This is a genomic window from Myxococcus faecalis (genome assembly GCF_050039385.1).
GTDB lineage: Bacteria > Myxococcota > Myxococcia > Myxococcales > Myxococcaceae > Myxococcus > Myxococcus fulvus.
The window spans coordinates 7,500,275-7,512,880 of record NZ_CP144336.1; the positions used below are offsets into that span (position 1 = coordinate 7,500,275).

The 12,606-nt window shown below is 69.8% G+C and carries 14 protein-coding genes; 10 read left to right on the forward strand and 4 right to left on the reverse strand.

Annotated features, from left to right (window positions below; all coding sequences use genetic code 11):
* Positions 1-43: 43 nt before the first annotated feature.
* Positions 44-742 (forward strand): hypothetical protein, encoded by a 699-nt coding sequence (locus VZQ01_RS30185; RefSeq protein WP_408889489.1) that lies wholly within the window; start codon positions 44-46, stop codon positions 740-742.
* Here VZQ01_RS30185 and VZQ01_RS30190 read toward each other — a convergent pair.
* Both VZQ01_RS30190 and VZQ01_RS30195 read right to left on the reverse strand, forming a co-directional pair.
* Positions 698-2,293, reverse strand: coding sequence for a multiheme c-type cytochrome (locus tag VZQ01_RS30190; protein ID WP_426745349.1), 1,596 nt, complete (start codon positions 2,291-2,293; stop codon positions 698-700). The two genes, VZQ01_RS30185 and VZQ01_RS30190, sit on opposite strands and share 45 nt — an antisense overlap.
* A 5-nt stretch (positions 2,294-2,298) precedes the next feature.
* On the reverse strand, positions 2,299-2,682 hold the full coding sequence (locus VZQ01_RS30195; RefSeq protein ID WP_141332373.1) for a response regulator: 384 nt from the start codon (positions 2,680-2,682) through the stop codon (positions 2,299-2,301).
* Between the two features lie 171 nt (positions 2,683-2,853).
* On the opposite strand from VZQ01_RS30195, the gene VZQ01_RS30200 reads away from it, so the two are divergent.
* From VZQ01_RS30200 to VZQ01_RS30225, 6 genes are all read left to right on the forward strand, one after another.
* Positions 2,854-4,500, forward strand: coding sequence for a mechanosensitive ion channel family protein (locus VZQ01_RS30200; protein WP_223748203.1), 1,647 nt, complete (start codon positions 2,854-2,856; stop codon positions 4,498-4,500).
* A gap of 118 nt (positions 4,501-4,618) precedes the next feature.
* Entirely contained in the window at positions 4,619-5,221 is a 603-nt protein-coding gene (locus VZQ01_RS30205) for a hypothetical protein (protein WP_223781794.1), read from the forward strand.
* 16 nt (positions 5,222-5,237) lie between these two features.
* Positions 5,238-6,068, forward strand: a complete 831-nt coding sequence (locus VZQ01_RS30210; protein WP_141332376.1) for a hypothetical protein — start codon at positions 5,238-5,240, stop codon at positions 6,066-6,068.
* Positions 6,069-6,081: 13 nt separating this feature from the next.
* Positions 6,082-6,690, forward strand: a complete 609-nt coding sequence (lpoB, locus tag VZQ01_RS30215; protein ID WP_141332377.1) for a penicillin-binding protein activator LpoB — start codon at positions 6,082-6,084, stop codon at positions 6,688-6,690.
* Positions 6,691-6,736: 46 nt separating this feature from the next.
* Positions 6,737-7,990: a COG3014 family protein gene (locus VZQ01_RS30220; protein WP_267699866.1), complete on the forward strand. Its 1,254-nt coding sequence runs from the start codon at positions 6,737-6,739 to the stop codon at positions 7,988-7,990.
* 31 nt (positions 7,991-8,021) lie between these two features.
* Positions 8,022-8,795 carry a ZIP family metal transporter gene (locus tag VZQ01_RS30225; protein ID WP_223748207.1) on the forward strand — a complete coding sequence of 258 codons (774 nt, stop codon included), beginning with the start codon at positions 8,022-8,024 and terminating at the stop codon, positions 8,793-8,795.
* A 61-nt stretch (positions 8,796-8,856) separates the two neighbouring features.
* On the opposite strand, the gene VZQ01_RS30230 is transcribed toward VZQ01_RS30225, so the two are convergent.
* On the reverse strand, positions 8,857-9,240 hold the full coding sequence (locus VZQ01_RS30230) for a response regulator (protein ID WP_223748208.1): 384 nt from the start codon (positions 9,238-9,240) through the stop codon (positions 8,857-8,859).
* A gap of 349 nt (positions 9,241-9,589) precedes the next feature.
* On the opposite strand from VZQ01_RS30230, the gene VZQ01_RS30235 reads away from it, so the two are divergent.
* The 3 genes from VZQ01_RS30235 to VZQ01_RS30245 all read left to right on the forward strand — a co-directional run bounded on the left by VZQ01_RS30235 (position 9,590) and on the right by VZQ01_RS30245 (position 12,068).
* Positions 9,590-10,027, forward strand: a complete 438-nt coding sequence (locus VZQ01_RS30235) for a CBS domain-containing protein (RefSeq protein WP_141329280.1) — start codon at positions 9,590-9,592, stop codon at positions 10,025-10,027.
* A gap of 19 nt (positions 10,028-10,046) precedes the next feature.
* The gene (locus VZQ01_RS30240; protein WP_223748209.1) at positions 10,047-11,123 is read left to right on the forward strand and encodes a lysylphosphatidylglycerol synthase transmembrane domain-containing protein; all 1,077 of its coding nucleotides are present in this window, start codon (positions 10,047-10,049) and stop codon (positions 11,121-11,123) included.
* 75 nt (positions 11,124-11,198) lie between these two features.
* Entirely contained in the window at positions 11,199-12,068 is an 870-nt protein-coding gene (locus VZQ01_RS30245) for a class I SAM-dependent methyltransferase (RefSeq protein WP_426745350.1), read from the forward strand.
* Between the two features lie 16 nt (positions 12,069-12,084).
* Here VZQ01_RS30245 and VZQ01_RS30250 read toward each other — a convergent pair whose 3' ends face one another.
* A complete protein-coding gene (locus tag VZQ01_RS30250) occupies positions 12,085-12,582 on the reverse strand; it encodes a hypothetical protein (RefSeq protein WP_223748211.1) in 498 nt (165 codons plus the stop codon).
* Positions 12,583-12,606 lie beyond the last annotated feature (24 nt).

The following is a 12,606-nucleotide window of genomic DNA, read 5'->3' on the forward strand; positions in this document are numbered from 1 at the left end:
CGCGGCGGGAGGCGCGACAACGTTCGATGCGCCCTCGACCTTCGTGCCCTTCGCCACGGTCGTCGCCGAGGTCGAACCTGTAGAAGGCGAGGCGACCTCGGCTTTCGTGCCCGTCGCCGCCGTCGCGGAAGGCGAGCCCGTGGAGGGCGAGACACCCTCGGCCTTCGTGCCCGTCGCCGCCGTCGCGGAAGACGAGCCCGTAGAGGGCGAGATACTCTCGACCTTCGTGCCCTTTGCCACCGTCGTCGCGGAAGGCGAGCCGCTCGACGGCGATGCGCCCTCGACCTTTGCGCCCTTCGCTGAATCGGCCGTGCCTGCGCGCGACGGCTCGGTCGCCAGCCCGGTGGGGCGCGTGGCCGCGCCGCTGTCTGGCATGCTCGTCTGCGTGGCGGTGTCCGTCGCGGGCGCGGGCTTCGGTTCAGCCGCGGCGGGCGCCGGCGTCTCGCTCGCGGCGAGCACGCGCATGCCGGCGGGAGGCGGCGGCATGGGTGGCGGCACTCCCTGCGAGGCGGGGAGCGAGGCCAGGTTCAGCACGAGGAGGCAGAAGGGCAGCATGCGGTCGCAAGAAGAGTGCGCCCAGAAGCAGGCGAAGCCCCAAGTATTCGCCCTTTTTCTTGACAGTCAAACAACGAGTCGCCCGGTATGGCCGAATGAAGCACCCACCGTGGGTGCGGCCTGCCAGGCAAACGCTGCGGGTTTACGGCTTCGCGGGTTTCCGCTCGTTCGCCGGCTTGTCGGGTGACGCGGCGGCCAGGGGCTTCCCGTGACCCGGTCCCAGGATTCGCGGCAGGTACGTCGCGAAGTCGAAGTGCGGCGAGTTCTCCGGGTTGTGGCAGGTGACGCACAGCGCTTCACCCGGCGACGCGATGATGTTGTCCGCGCTCGGCTCCTCCGAGTGCACGGAGCCAGGGCCATGGCAGCTCTCGCAGCCCACGTCCTCGCGCCCCGCCACCTTGTCCAACCGACACACGCCGTCCGGCTGCTCCCAGCCCGTCACGTGACAGCCCACGCAGTTGAGGTGGTGCTGCTTGCCCACCTCCTCCAGCGTCTGCCACGCGTGGTGGTGCTTGGACTTCTCCCAGACGGTGAAGCTCTCCTCGTGGCACGAGCGACACGGCTCGTTGCCCACGAAGCCCGCCTGTCCCTTCGCGGGAGCGGGGCAGTCCTGGCCGTGCTCCTTCGCCCACGCGAGGTTCAGCTTGCCCACCTCCGAGTCGTAGCGCGCCACCAGCGCCTGCGCGTCCGGCAGCGACGGCAGCCCCGACTCCAGCGGCACGAAGCGCACCGTGAAGCCATTGACGTCGGGCGACGCGGCGGGCGGCGCCGACACCAGCGCCTGCTTGCGCGCCACCAGCTCGTCGCGCTTGCCCTGCTTGAGCGCCTTGAGCTTCGGGTCGATGCCCGGGAGGTTGATCTCCTTGTCCAACAGCGCCGTGCGCTGCTCCAGCGCGGCCACCTCGCGCTCCAGGTCGGCCTGTCCCTTCTGGAGCGAGAAGCTCCCGGGCGCCTTCGCGTAGCTCAGGTCCACGCGCACCAGCGAGCGGCCCTTGCTCTGCGGCGCGACCACGGGGACCGTGGCCTTCACCAGCCGGTTCTGCTCGCCGCTCAGCTCGGACGCGGAGCGGGTGGCCACCAGCACATCCACCGCGAGCCCCGGCAGCTCCGCCGCCTTCTGCGCCTCCTCCAACGGCGCATCCAACAACCCCAGCACGAAGTCCGCGCCGTCCGAGCGGGCCTTCGCGCTCGCCGCCACCAACTGCTCCGGCGAGTCCGCCGCCACCACGCCCACCTTGCGAGGACCCGCGGGCAGGAGCTTCACCGCGCCGTCCGCCACCTCGGGCAGCCCCAATCCCTGACGGAAGGCCGCGCCGCGCGTGTCGTCCAGCGGGCCGGTGGCGCGCACCGACAGCCCCATCATCCGCATGGCGTCCGCGAGCGCCTTCGCCTTCAGCTCCTCCTGCGGCACCTGCCCGGGCTTGAGCGTCTTCTCCCCGAAGAGGCTGTTGCCGCCGTCCACATAGTGCACGGGCAGCGCGCCCCGGCGGGCCTCGCTCACCTGGAAGGCCGCGCGGGCGATGCCACCGCGCATGTTCTCACTGCAGCCACACGGGCCCAGGTAGCCCTGCGTGTCCGCGGAGACGAAGAGGATGGCGCCCGGCGAGGAGGCCGCGGCCGTGGGGGACGCGCCCGCCTGGGGTGTCTCGGGCGGGCGGGGAGCGGGGTCCGTGCGCCTGCAGCCTCCGAGCACCAGCACCAGGCCCCAGAGGGCGGCGACCAGGACGGGGCGCGGCATGCGAATCACCAGAGGATGCTCTGCACCAGCTCGTCGATCTTCTCGCCCATGGCCTCCAGCCCGTTCTCCTTGGAGAGGAAGCCGTCGGCGCCCACCTGCTCGGCCAGCTTGGACAGCTCCACGTCCGGAAGGCTGGAGAACAGGACGATGGGGATGTCCTGGGTGCCGTACTCGTTCTTCAGGGTGCGACAGATGTCGGTGCCCTTGGCCTCGGGCATGTGGATGTCCGTGAGGATGAGGTCCGGGCGCCAGGCCTGGAGCGTCTTCTCGAACTCCATCAGCGTGGAGGTGGCGACGACCTCGTAGCCGCGCGCTTCCAGCACGGCCTTCTCCATGGCGAGCGTGATTTCGCTGTCGTCAATCAGGAGGATTCTTCGCTTCTCGGACACGTCGACCTTCCTTGGGCGCCGTTTCTATCCTACCCCCAGCCGGCGCACCAACGCCTTTCCCACGGGGTGAGAGGGGTGGTGTCCCCGACGTCCCCCTCGGCGCCCCTCCGCCAGGGGGCCAGGCCCCGACTTCTTCCGGCAAAGCAGCCGAAAAGGAGTAAGGAGGGCCGCATGATGCACACAGACGGAAGGGCCTGGGTGGCCCTCCTCGTGATGGGACTCGTCCTCGGGGCGCTGCCCTCCCAGGCGCTCAACTCGGGTCTGCCGCCACCCTCCGCGGCGATGGACCGCCAGACGCCCCATGCCACGGCGCAGGGCTTCCTGTCCGCCGCGCACCGGGGGGACTACGCCTCCGCGGCCCACTACCTGGACCTGGACTTCATCCCCAAGGCCCAGCAGCCCGAGCGCGGCGCCCAGCTGGCGCGCCGGCTCAAGTTCGTGCTGGACCGCAAGCTCTCCATCGACCTGTCGGCGCTCTCCAAGGCCCCCGAGGGAGACCCGGCCGACCCGCGCTTCGACCTGGTGGGCACCATCCCCCTGGACGGGGCCAACGTGAGCGTCCGGCTCCAGCGCGTGACGCAGGACGGCGCGCTGCTCTGGGTCTTCAGCGAGTCCACCGTCCGGCTGGTGGACCCCCTCTTCGAGGCGTACGGCCCCCGCGTGGCGGAGTGGCTGCCGCCGGTCTTCTTCTCCGGCACGGTGCTGGGCCTGGAGCCGTGGCAGTGGCTGGGCCTCCTGGTGGTGCTGCTCGCCTCGGTGGGGCTGTCGCTGCTCCTGGAGAAGGTGTCGCTGGCGTTCGGCCTGAGGCTGGCGCGCTGGACTCAGATCGAGCTGGACGACCAGCTGGTGGCGGCGGGGAAGGGCCCCTTGCGGCTGCCGTTCTTCGCGGTGCTGCTGGCGGTGGGCACGTCCTTCCTGCTCCTGCCGCGCCCCACGCAGACGGTGTTCAACCGGGTGAGCTACTCGCTCATCATCGTCGCGGTGGCGTGGTTCATCCTGCGCTTCCTGCGGGTGTTCGCGGACTTCATCCAGAACCGGGTCAATTCCGAGAGCCGCGACCCCGCCCGGGCGCGCTCGCTGCGCACCCAGTTCGCCGTGCTGCGCGCCGTCTTCGAGGCGGCGACATACGTGGTGGCCGCCGCGCTGCTCCTGATGCAGTTCGAGGTGGTGCGCAACGTCGGCGTGTCGCTGCTGGCCTCGGCCGGTATCGCCGGCATCGTGATTGGTCTGGCCGCGCAGAAGTCCATCGCCACGCTGCTGGCGGGCATCCAGCTGTCCATCACCCAGCCGGTGCGCATCGGCGACCAGGTGGTGGTGGAGACCGAGTTCGGCACCGTGGAGGAGATCACCCTCACGTACGTGGTGCTGCGCGTCTGGGACCAGCGCCGCATGGTCATCCCCATCACCTACTTCCTGGACAAGCCCTTCCAGAACTGGAGCAAGGTCAGCCCCGAGCTGCTCGGCGCCGTCACCCTCCAGGTGGACTACTCCACGGACGTGGACGCGCTGCGCGGGGAGCTCAAGCGCATCCTCGACCACGAGGCCAAGGCCCTCTGGGACGGCCGCGTGCAGACCGTCGTGGTGCTCGAGGCCCAGGACCGCACGCTCACCATCCGCGCGCTCGTCAGCGCCGCCAACCCGGACCGGCTCTTCGAGCTGCGCGCCCTGGTCCGCGAGAAGCTGGTCATCTTCCTCAGGGCCCACCCCCAGTGGCTGCCCTTCACCCGCACCGAGTCCCGGCAGGCGCCCCCCGTGCAGGTCGACCCCCAGCCGGACGCTCCCCAGGACGCCACCCCTCCGGGGCCTCGCGCTTCCTGAGAGAACGGCCCGGGCCCAAGGTGCGCTTGCCAGCCCGAGCGGTGTTTTGAATATTGGCGGGGGCCGGACGTCGGACGCAGTGGAATTTTCGCACCTACCGCATGTGGGAGTCTTCGAGATGAAGCGTCATTCCAGGTTGTGCGGAGCCCTCCTGTCGCTGGCCGTGGCGGCGCCGTTGACCGCGGCCGCGCAGGAACGTGGCCGCACGGATGGGCCCGAGGAATCCGAATATGGCAAGGGCGGCTACTCGGGTTCGAGCAGCACGGGCGTGTCGTTCCAGCTCGAGTGGGGCGCGGCCGTCAACGCCGAGGAGCCTCCCCGGGACGCGCCCGAAGGCCCCCCGCTCTATGTCGGCGCCACGGTGTCCTGGTGGGGCGCGGACTGGTTCGCGCTGGACGCCAACGTCACCTACGTCTTCGACGGCGGCCGCACCAACGTCATGGTGGGCCCGCGCTTCCGCAGCTGGGGCTGGCCGCTGGTGTTCTCGCTGGGCCTGAAGGCGGGCGCCATCTACACGCCCGACTACGTGGACGACGCGTCCGGCAGCGGGCGGGGCAGCAAGGAGGAGCTGCACTTCGGCATCTCGCCCCAGGTGGGCGCGGAGGTGCTCATGGGCTCGCGCGACCGGGTGTCGCTCGGGTTGTTCTACACTCCGGACATTCCCATCGGCGGTGGCGGCGTGACGCACCGGTTGGGCATGGCCGTGGGTTATCGCTTCTAGAGGGGGAGGTCCCGACATGATTGCCCAAGTCCTCGCGGCGACCCTGGCGCTGGCGGCGAGCCAGTCGCCCGTCAGCCTGTCCACGGCGAATGGAAGCCCTCGAATCGCCCTGCCGTTCCCCGAAGGGAACGTGCAGACCTACAACATCATCCAGTGGGACCCGAACAACCTGCCACGCATCTACGAGCGCTCGGACCAGCTGCCCCTGACTGACGAGGAGCTGACCAAGCTGTCCCAGGCGGGCTTCGAGCCGGCGGACCTGGTGAAGATGATTGAGGAGCGCCGCTGCGCGTGTGACGCGAGCGCGGACGGGCTCATCAAGCTGAAGAAGGCGGGCGTGGACAAGAAGGTGCTGGCGGCGGTGTCGCGCCACGGCATCACGCCCAACCGGGAGCTGGAGCTGCTCATCACCCTGGACTTCACGGGGGAGAGCCGCGTGGCGCGCGAGGCGTTCCTCTACTTCTTCGTGGAGGACGGGGACCTCACCCGCGTCTTCACGGCGAACATCTCGGAGCTGCTGCAGCGCCGCAACCGCCACGAGACGAACGTGGACCGCAGCGACATCCTGGTGGCGCGCACCGTGCGCCGGGTGCAGCTGGCCGGCCGCGTGCCCCTGAAGACGTACGGCAAGCACTCGGTGATGGTGGCCGCCAGCGCCAGCCCCACGCTCACGCATCCCTCCCAGCTCAACGCGCAGGAGCGCTCGAAGGCGCAGACGTACACCTTCGACTATCCGCGCGCCTCGCTGATGAGCCAGTGTCGCCTGACGGCCGGCTACCGTCGCGACGCGGTGCTCGCCTACAAGTGGAACTTCGAAGGCAGCCGCTTCGAATGCGAATGGAACTAGGAGTCACCGCACCATGAAGATTCATCGCCTGCTCTTGTCCGCCAGCCTCGTCGCCTCGCTCGCCGCGTGTGGTGGCCCGCGTGCCTTCACGCGTGGCACGTACGAGGACCCGAACGAAATCGAGATGCTGTCGGACCAGTTCAACGAGAACGACCTGCAGCTCATCGCCAAGAAGATGGCGGAGTCGCTGGCCTCCTCGCCGCGCTTCTCCACGCCCCGGCCGGACGGCTCGCTGCCCATCGTCCTCGTGGGCAAGCTGAAGAACAGCACCTCCGAGCACATCGACATGCGCTCCCTGGGGGACAAGATCCAGACGGCGCTCGCGCAGACGGGCCGCTTCGCCATGGTGGACCAGGCCGCGCGCCAGGACATCGCGGAGGAGTACGAGTACCAGCAGTCCGGCTACGTGAACCCGAACGCGGCGAAGGGCCCCGGGCAGCAGGTGTCCGTGGACTTCCTGATGTCGGGCGACCTGGCCTCCATCATCCAGGAGGTCGGCCGCGACAAGCTCGTGTACTACAAGATGACCGCGAAGCTCAGCAACGTGCGCACCGGTCTCATCGAGTGGACGGACGAGAAGCAGATCCGCAAGAAGTTCGAGAAGCGCGGCGTGAGCTGGTAGCTCCGTCGACGGTGGCCGCCGGCTCGTGGTGAAGGCTCGACTGCTCATGATTCCTCTCCACCACCCTCCGGCGCGCCCCCGTGGTTGGGGCGCGCTCGCGCTGGTGAGCGCGCTGCTGTTGTCCGGCTGCGCGGGGGACTACGTGTCCCGCACGCGCGGCGTCCGTGAGTCGTATCAATCGGGGCGCTACAACGACGCCCTGGCCGAACTGGAGGCCCTGGCCAAGGACGGCTCGGCGAAGGACACGCTGCTCATCCTCTTGGACAAGGGGATGGTGCTGCACTCGGCCCGCAAGTGGGCGGAGAGCAACGCGGTGCTGGAGCAGGCCGAGAAGCTCAGCGCGCAGCTCGACGCCGTCTCCGTCAGCGAGGAGGCCGGGGCGCTGGTGACGAACGAGCGCCAGCGCGCCTACCGCGGCGAGGACTTCGAGAAGCTGATGATCTCCGTCGTCCAGGCGCTCAACTACGCGGAGCTGGGTGACGACGAGGCGGCCATGGTGGAGGTGCGCCAGGTCAACGAGCGCCTCCAGAAGATGGTCGTCGAGGAGAAGAAGCCGTACCAGCAGCTCGCCATCGCCCGCTACCTGGGCGGCGTCATCCGCGAGGACCAGCGCGACTGGGACGCGGCCTACATCGACTATGCGAAGGCGTACGAGCTGGAGCCCCGGCTGGGGGAGCTGGCGGAGCCGCTGCTCCGGCTGGCGAAGTACACCGGACGCGACCAGCTCTACGAGGAGCTGAAGGCGAAGTACCCGGGCGTCGAGCACCCTCCGCTGGCGCGGGACGAGGCCCAGATCGTCGTCGTCGTGGAGGCGGGGCTCTCCCCGGAGAAGCAGCCCGCGTCGCGCGACGTCAACGGCGGCAACCTCATCGAGGTGCCCGTCTACCGGGACCGGGGCAGCGCGCCGCAGGTGGGCGTGACGCTGGGCGAGCAGCACGTGCGCGCCGTCACGGTGACGTCCATGGCGGACGTGGCGAGGCTGCACCTGGACACGCGCATCGGCGGGATGCTGGCGAAGCAGATTGCCGGCGTGGCCGTGAAGGCGGGCCTGGCGGCGGGCGTGGGCGCGGCGACCAAGAGCGAGGAGCTGGGCGCGCTGGCCTTCCTCATCCTCAACGCCGGCAACGCGGCGGACCTGCGTTCCTGGCTTTCCCTGCCTGCGGAGTTCCAGGTGGCGCGCTTCCGGGTGTCGGCGGGGAGCCACGTGGTGCGGGTGGAGGGGGGCGGGAGGGTGTCGGAGCACACGGTGGACGTGAAGCCGGGACGGGTCGGGCTGTTGGTGGTGAGGCGCTACTACTGACGTGGCGGATTTGTTGTAGGGTGCGCGCCCCATGTCGGTCCTGGCCACGGTGGCCCTCTACTCACTCATCGTCGTCATCGGCGCGCTGTTGGGCGCGCTGGTGGTGCTGTGGAACCAGCAGCAGACGCAGTTGGTCCGCTTCCTGGCCTTCGCCGCCGGCGTGATGTTGGGCGCGGCGTTCTTCCACATGCTCCCGGAGGCGTACGAGGGCGGAGGCTGGTGGGCCTTCGCGCTGGTGCCCGGGGGCTTCGTCTTCTTGTTGGTGCTGGAGCGCTACCTGGTGGCGCACGCGGGGGAGGACCTGCCCGGCGACCACATGTCCGGCCATGGCCGCCACACGGAGCCCGGTCAGGTGCTGGGGCTCACCGCGTTCCTCGGCCTGTCCACGCACACGCTGTTCGACGGAATCGCGCTGGGCTCGGCGGTGGAGGAGGGCGTGGGGTTGATGGCGCTCATCGCGATTGTCGCGCACAAGGTGCCCTCGGCGCTGTCGCTCGCGTCCATCCTGAAGACGGAGGGTCGCTCGAAGGGCTCCATCCTGCTGCTCTCCACGCTGTACGGGCTGATGGTGCCCGCGGGCGCGCTCATCTACTTCGGCTTCGACGCGGTGCTGCGCTTCGAGAGCATGGCGCCCAAGGCGCTCGCGTTCTCCGCGGGCACGTTCCTGTACATCGCCGTGTCGGACCTGCTGCCGCACGTGCACCGCCACGGCAAGGACCAGCCGGGCCGCAACGTGTTGGCGCTCTTCGTGGGCCTGGCGCTCATGTTCGCGCTGGCGCGGCTGGTGGGCCACCCGGCGCACTGAGGTCCTCGAGCATCCCCGTCGTCGAGGAGGCTCGAGGAGGTGTTCGAGGTGGAGTGGCCGCTCACGCCGCCGCCGCCGGCATGGTGGGCGCGAGCGAGCCCCGCGACAAGCACCGGGTGATGCAGGCGAGCAGCTCGGTCAGGTCCCCGGACTTCCTCAGGAAGACGTCGCCCGAGAGGCTCGCGAGCCGCTCCATGCTGCTGTGGACGATGCGCGGGACGTGGCACAGCGTCTCGTCGGCGCGCAGGTGCCGGCACAGCTCCAGGCCGTTCATCCCCGGCATCGACACGTCGGTGAGGATGAGGTCCGGGGGCAGCGCCTGCGCGAGCGCGAGGGCCATCTCGCCGTCGCGGGCCGAGGCCACCTCCCAGCCCTCACCCCGGAGGGCCTCGGTGTAGATCTCGAGAAGGGTGGAGTCGTCGTCGACGAGAAGGATGAGAGCCATTGCGGGTGTCTCCAGCAGAGGCGGCCTTGCCGCTGTTCCACTGTCCTGGTGACGCGCCAGGGTGGATGTGAATTCAAGCAGGAGGCCTTGGGCGCCACGCGACGGAGGTGTGATGTCCGTCGCCGGTGTGGAAGCCGCGGGAGCGCCAGGTGAGCAACCTGCCGGGCGCTCGTGGTTGACACTTCCGGTTTCGAGCGTCGGACCCGAGGGTGAGACAGCGCCGGCCCCTTGCCCGTCTGTCCGCCCTGTCGCTGCGCGAACGGGGGCGAGGGTGCACCCTCGGGAATAGTCGGCCCGAGAAACGCGAGGTGCGCGGGAGCTCGTGGACCGACGGGGAGGCGGACGCGTCATGCTCACCGTGGGCGACCTGATGACCCGGGATGTCGTCACGCTGGACGAGACCGATGACCTGGTCCGAGTGGACGACCTGTTGAAGCTCCATCACATCCGCCACCTGCCCGTGGTGCGCGACGGCCGGCTGGTGGGGATGGTGAGCCATCGCGACCTGCTCCGCGCGCTGTCGCGGCAGCTCGCGGCTGCCGGCCACGAGCCCATCTCCGTCACCCGGCTCATGTCACGGGATGTGGAGATGGTGCGGCCGGACCTGCCGGTGCGAGAGGCCATCTACAAGCTCCTGGACCATCGCTTCGGCTGTCTGCCCGTGGTGGACCGCGAGCGCAGGCTGGTGGGCATCATCACCGAGGCCGACTTCATGCGCATGGCCGCGCGGCTGCTGACGGCCGCGGAGGCCCGTCGGGAAGACGCGACGGAGGCCTCCGCTCACTAGGGCGGGCTGGTGCGCGCGCATGCACGAGGACGCCTCCATGTCGGGTGACGGCTCCGCGCGCGACCCGTCGGAGCCCGCCTCTGGCCGACACAACGTGTGGGGCTGGTTGCCGGGCGTGGTGCTGCTGGTCGCCTTCACGGTGTTCGTGGTGCTGCGCTTCGGGGAGGAGAAGCAGTTCGCCCAGATGCTCCAGCGCGCGAGGCCGGAGTGGCTGCTGGTGGGCGTGGCGCTCCAGTTCCTCTCGTACCTGACGATGGCGGGATGCTGGCGGGTGGTGCTGGAGGTGGAGGGCGTGAAGGCGCCCTGGCTGCGCACCGCGAGCCTGGCCTTGATGAAGCTCTCGTTCGACCAACTGGTGCCCACCGCGGGCATCGGCGGCTCGGTGGTGGTGATGAAGGGGCTGCAGCGGGAGGGCGCGCCGCCCCGGGCGGCCACGGGCGCGCTGCTGGTCGACATGGTGTCCTTCTACCTGGCGCACGCGGTGGCCGTGGCGGTGTCCATCTTCATCCTCTGGTATCGCGCGTCGCTGCACGCGGCCCTCCTCGGACTGGCCACGGCCTTCGCGGTGCTCGCGTGCGCGGTGCCGTTCGGCATCCTCTGGCTGACTCGGCATGGTGGGTGGCGACCGCCGCGCTGGGCGCGGCGCATCCCGGGGCTCACCTCGCTGCTCGAGTCCATCTCCCAGGTGTCGCCCGCGCTGGTGCGGGACACCTGGCTGTTGGTCCGAGCGAGCGCGTTCCAGCTCGCGACCTTCGCGCTGGATGCGCTCACCTTGTCGTGCATGTTCCAGGCGGTGGGGCACCCGGTGGACTTCGCCGCCGTGTTCGCCGCGTTCATGCTGGCGACGCTGGTGATGACCCTGAGCATCATCCCCGGAGGCGTGGGCACGTTCGAGGCCACCGCGGTGGGGACGCTGTCGTCGCTGGGCGTGCCGGTGGAGGTGGGGCTCACCGCGGTGATGTTGCTGCGCGGGTACACGCTGTGGCTGCCGCTGCCGCTGGGCATGGTGCTCCTGCGCCGGATGTTCGGGGGGCGCCTGCGCGAGGCGATGTCGGAGCGCTCGTCGCTGGTGTCACCCACGCACGAGCCCGCGTGAGGGCGAGGCACGCTTTGACTTGGCTTTCGAGCCGGAGGACCGGAGGATGCGCGCGCCCGAGCGGGCACGCCTCCCATGGAAAAACGCACTGACTGGTACGAGCACCCCGAGTATTACGAAGCCATCTTCGGCACCGACACCGTGCGCGAGGTGGACTTCCTCCAGGCGCTGAGCGAACGGCACGGCACGGGGGGCAAGCAGTGGCTGGAGCCCGCGTGCGGCGCCGGTCGCCTGGTGGCCGAGGCCACGAGCCGGGGACTGAAGGTCACCGGTTACGACATCTCGGAGGCGATGCTCGCGCATGCGCGCAAGCGGCTGACGCCCGCGCGCCGCCGTCAGGTGAAGCTCTCCGTGTCGCGCATGGAGGAGTTCTTCGAGCCCTCGCTGGAGGGCAAGGTGGACGTCGCCCACAACCTGGTCTCCACCTTCCGCTACCTGGACAGCGAGGCGGCGGCGCTGGCGCACCTGAAGGGGACGCGGCGGCTGCTCAAGCCCCAGGGGCTCTACGTGCTGGGCTTCCACCTCACCGACTACGCGCGGAACACGGCCGAGCACGAGCGCTGGCTGGGGAAGGTGGGCAAGGACAAGGTCGTCTGCAACACGCACGAGGGCCTGCCAGACCGGCGCGCCCGCCGCTCGCCCATGCGCAACCGGCTGCGCATCACCGGGCCGGGGAAGGACTGGCTCATCGAGACGACCTGGTTCTTCCGGACGTACGACGCGGCGCAGGCGAGCCGGTTGTTCCGCAACGCGGGCCTGCGCGTGGTGGCGGCGTATGACTTCGACTACGACCTGAGCGCGCCCGTCGAGCGCGGCAGCCGACGGTTGGACCGGGTCTTCGTCCTGCAACCGGTGGCCTCGGAGGGCCCGGTGGTGGAGGTGAAGAAGCCCTCGGAGGATGCGCGGAAGAAGGTCGCGCGTCGCGCGAGCGCTCCGCGGAAGTAGCCGGCGACGGAGCGCGTCAGGACGGGACGACGGGGCGGAGGGGGCAGTCGGTGCCGCAGGGGCCCTCGGTGTAATCGAGATGGACCCCTGTGAGGCCGCAGTGCTTGCACCCCTCCCCGCCGCAATCGGGGCATTCCACCGTGCCGAAGTCGTGATGCGCTTTCAGGTGTTCGAGGACGCAGATGGCCATGGGCCTCTCCGGGTCCGCGCCCTCCATCGAGTACTTCGATGCAAGCACTCGGACCATCATGGTGAGATTCTCGTCCGCGCGGTTGTCGCGCCACACCGCGATGAGGCGCAGGATGACCTCGGTACAGGCCACCGCCACCAGGACGACCAGCAGGAGGCTCAGGACGCTCTTCACTGGAGGAGCCAGCTCGTGGCCGAAGACGACGAGCGGGTCCTGCCAGGCGATGAGCAGGATGGCGACGATGGGGGTCCCCACCAGCATCTGCCCCCACTGTTTGAGGAAGTCGGGCCTGCGTGGTTCGCGCTGCTCCTCGGGTGCGTCCATCGGATGTTCCCCCTGTGTCAAACC

Bases quoted from the DNA above. Each gene is read 5' to 3' on its own strand.
- VZQ01_RS30190 (WP_426745349.1), bottom strand. From the start codon at position 2,293: ATGCCGCGCCCCGTCCTGGTCGCCGCCCTCTGGGGCCTGGTGCTGGTG.
- VZQ01_RS30200 (WP_223748203.1), top strand. From the start codon at position 2,854: ATGATGCACACAGACGGAAGGGCCTGGGTGGCCCTCCTCGTGATGGGA.
- VZQ01_RS30205 (WP_223781794.1), top strand. From the start codon at position 4,619: ATGAAGCGTCATTCCAGGTTGTGCGGAGCCCTCCTGTCGCTGGCCGTG.
- VZQ01_RS30210 (WP_141332376.1), top strand. From the start codon at position 5,238: ATGATTGCCCAAGTCCTCGCGGCGACCCTGGCGCTGGCGGCGAGCCAG.
- lpoB (WP_141332377.1), top strand. From the start codon at position 6,082: ATGAAGATTCATCGCCTGCTCTTGTCCGCCAGCCTCGTCGCCTCGCTC.
- VZQ01_RS30220 (WP_267699866.1), top strand. From the start codon at position 6,737: ATGATTCCTCTCCACCACCCTCCGGCGCGCCCCCGTGGTTGGGGCGCG.
- VZQ01_RS30225 (WP_223748207.1), top strand. From the start codon at position 8,022: ATGTCGGTCCTGGCCACGGTGGCCCTCTACTCACTCATCGTCGTCATC.
- VZQ01_RS30230 (WP_223748208.1), bottom strand. From the start codon at position 9,240: ATGGCTCTCATCCTTCTCGTCGACGACGACTCCACCCTTCTCGAGATC.
- VZQ01_RS30235 (WP_141329280.1), top strand. From the start codon at position 9,590: ATGCTCACCGTGGGCGACCTGATGACCCGGGATGTCGTCACGCTGGAC.
- VZQ01_RS30240 (WP_223748209.1), top strand. From the start codon at position 10,047: ATGCACGAGGACGCCTCCATGTCGGGTGACGGCTCCGCGCGCGACCCG.
- VZQ01_RS30245 (WP_426745350.1), top strand. From the start codon at position 11,199: ATGGAAAAACGCACTGACTGGTACGAGCACCCCGAGTATTACGAAGCC.
- VZQ01_RS30250 (WP_223748211.1), bottom strand. From the start codon at position 12,582: ATGGACGCACCCGAGGAGCAGCGCGAACCACGCAGGCCCGACTTCCTC.